This window comes from Arsenophonus sp. ENCA (assembly GCF_002287155.1).
Classification (GTDB): Bacteria; Pseudomonadota; Gammaproteobacteria; order Enterobacterales; family Enterobacteriaceae; genus Arsenophonus; species Arsenophonus nilaparvatae.
On sequence record NZ_NHNG01000330.1, the window covers coordinates 1 to 2,470 of the forward strand.

The following is a 2,470-nucleotide window of genomic DNA, read 5'->3' on the forward strand; positions in this document are numbered from 1 at the left end:
TACAGGTTTCGATCTTGACCAGCGGGTCACCCAACTTGTCGATCGTCTGTTGGTGATACTGGTTTGCAAAGAGGTCATTCTTAATGGCGCTGCGTTTCTTCATGGTGGTTAGCTCAGTAGACCAGCTTCCGATAACTTTATCAGCAAAATCAAACTCGGCTTAGGTTTTTCGAGGTGCCCAGAATTATGGGTTGACGCATTCTGATGATATTAAAGGTATGTTTCTTAGTATTGATTTATGCCCTTCAACCAGATTGTTTGAAAGTGATTTCTTTAGAATTTTATTAACAGTCGCTAACGAAAGAAATAAAAAATTTCCTATCGCTATCGCCATAAGTGGTTTATGGATAAGTAATCATCCGGAAGAATTTAATTGGTTAATTAACAATAAAAAGAGTTTAGATATAACCTGGGTGAATCATTCGTTTAATCATCCCTATTTTAGGGATAAACCGCTTAATGAAAATTTTTTATTATCGCCAAGAGTAAATATAAAAACTGAGATATTAATGACGGAGAAACTGTTATTGCAACATAATCAGGTTCCTTCAATATTTTTTCGGTTCCCTGGATTGGTTTCAAATAAAATAACAGTGAAAGAATTAAATAATTTAGGTTTAATTCCAATTGGTAGTAATGCCTGGTTAGCGAAAGGTGAACAACCTAAATCAGGAAGTATTGTTTTAATTCATGGTAACGGTAATGAACCAGCAGGCATAAAAATAGCATCAAAATTAATTAATCGTAATATTAATTGGTTACCTTTGAATTACGCTTTATCAGGAAGTGAGTGATAGTAATGAAAATTTTTTTAATCAATTTGTTTTGAGTTAATTTCTCTGTCTTTAATCTGGTTGTAGTACTGATGAATTTTTATTGCATAGTGGTAACGATTTTTAATTGATGTATTGGTATTTCTCATTCCAGCGTTATACATTCCGACGGCTAGCCAATTTTTGCCGTAGCTAGCAAAGTTACGACTTAAAATCATTGCACCAATATGAATATTTAAACAAGGATGATTAATTAAGTCTTTTTCAGATAATGCAGGATATTCTTTTTTAATGGCATTAAAGGTTTTGCTATTAATCTGCATAATCCCTAAATCAAGTGAGCCATCTTTATTTTTGTTTTTTGCATGGGGATTAAAATTGGATTCTTGTCTGGCAATGGCTCTTAAGTAATCTGGGTCTATTTGATAATAACTTCCTGCTTTATAAAAACAATCGGCAAGCGATAATTTTGAGATAATAAGAAAAAATAGCCACATTAAATTTTTTATCTTCATCACAATACTCTTTATTTAATGATGAGCAAGAAGGAAATGTTTTTAACCTATCTAGCTTCCCCGTTTATTGGTTTAAACCAGAACAATTAGGCATATTTTCGCCCCTATAAAGCAAAAGGATTTTTTAAAGATATTCCAATCATCATTTTCAATTTTACCTATCTCAATCCGCTTTTTCTACCACTAACTCAAACACGACTCGCAAAATAAATTTTGCATAATTTTATATTTAAATTTCAGTTGTTTATAATTAATATGGGTATTATTTGATCAATAAAAACATATGTTTATAAACATATTTTAAAACGATTATAAGTATATTAAAACAACTCATTGTTAATAAAGAATAAATATTAAATACATGCTTATTTTAATTTTATTAAATGCTTATAAACATATTATAGAATGCATTAAATAATGCTTTTTTTTGGCATTTTTCTACCAAATGCGCTAATAAACATATCATAATATGTTTATGGGTGTTTTTTGAGGTTAGAAATTAAACAATAATTGGTCTTATTTTTATAAATTTAGGAAAATTTTTTATGAAAGAACAAAATATTCATCGAATGACATTAACAATTCCTTTCACTATTTTGCATTTAATTGATGAAATAATTAATGAAAAACTAAAAGATGGAGAGAATAAATCGACAGCAAATCGTACTGCTATCGCATTAGATATGTTAAAAATCGGCGCAAGAGTTTTAAAGAAAAAAAGAGAAGAGGGTGGTAATCAAGATGTTAGTTTGGATGAAAAGCTGGCTTTAATTGCCGATTCCGTCCTTAAAACTGAATTAAGAGTTGATTCTATGTTTGAGTTTGCTAATACCAAACCTCAAGATATTGATCAACGGATGATGAATCAATATGGCTATGATGTAGTAAAGAAAAAATTCAGTGAAGTGGACTACAAAGTTAATTATTTTTTTCGACAAAAATAAGAGAATGCTTTTTATTTAAAAGCCCCTAATCTCAGGGGCTTTTAAAGTTATTTCTTGTGCTCAATAACTTCTGGTTGAGATTTTTGACCAATAGCAATCTTTTGTGGTTTTTGTTCTTCCGGTATTTCATAATTAAAAATTAATGTTAGCAATCCATCGGCTAAATTGGCATTTTGGATCCTTATGCGATGGTCAAGGTCAAAACTCATCGAAAATCCTTTTTTCTCAATACCTTTAT

The 2,470-nt window shown here is 30.2% G+C and carries 3 protein-coding genes and 1 pseudogene; 2 read left to right on the top strand and 2 right to left on the bottom strand.

The features are described 5' to 3' along the window. Positions 1 to 191 precede the first annotated feature (191 nt). A complete protein-coding gene (locus tag CBG25_RS08760; protein WP_290606074.1) occupies positions 192 to 794 on the top strand; it encodes a polysaccharide deacetylase family protein in 603 nt (200 codons plus the stop codon). A 17-nt stretch (positions 795 to 811) separates the two neighbouring features. On the opposite strand, the gene CBG25_RS08765 is transcribed toward CBG25_RS08760, so the two are convergent. Further along, positions 812 to 1,288, bottom strand: a complete 477-nt coding sequence (locus CBG25_RS08765) for a lytic transglycosylase domain-containing protein (protein WP_290606076.1) — start codon at positions 1,286 to 1,288, stop codon at positions 812 to 814. Positions 1,289 to 1,833: 545 nt separating this feature from the next. Here CBG25_RS08765 and CBG25_RS08770 point away from each other — a divergent pair. Continuing rightward, positions 1,834 to 2,232 (top strand): hypothetical protein, encoded by a 399-nt coding sequence (locus CBG25_RS08770; protein ID WP_290606078.1) that lies wholly within the window; start codon positions 1,834 to 1,836, stop codon positions 2,230 to 2,232. A gap of 47 nt (positions 2,233 to 2,279) precedes the next feature. On the opposite strand, the pseudogene CBG25_RS08775 reads toward CBG25_RS08770, so the two are convergent. Continuing rightward, positions 2,280 to 2,470: pseudogene (locus CBG25_RS08775) on the bottom strand (heat-shock protein); the annotation flags it as partial.

Excerpts from the sequence above, each read along its gene's own strand:
- CBG25_RS08765 (WP_290606076.1), bottom strand. The coding sequence starts at position 1,288 with ATGAAGATAAAAAATTTAATGTGGCTATTTTTTCTTATTATCTCAAAA.
- CBG25_RS08770 (WP_290606078.1), top strand. The coding sequence starts at position 1,834 with ATGAAAGAACAAAATATTCATCGAATGACATTAACAATTCCTTTCACT.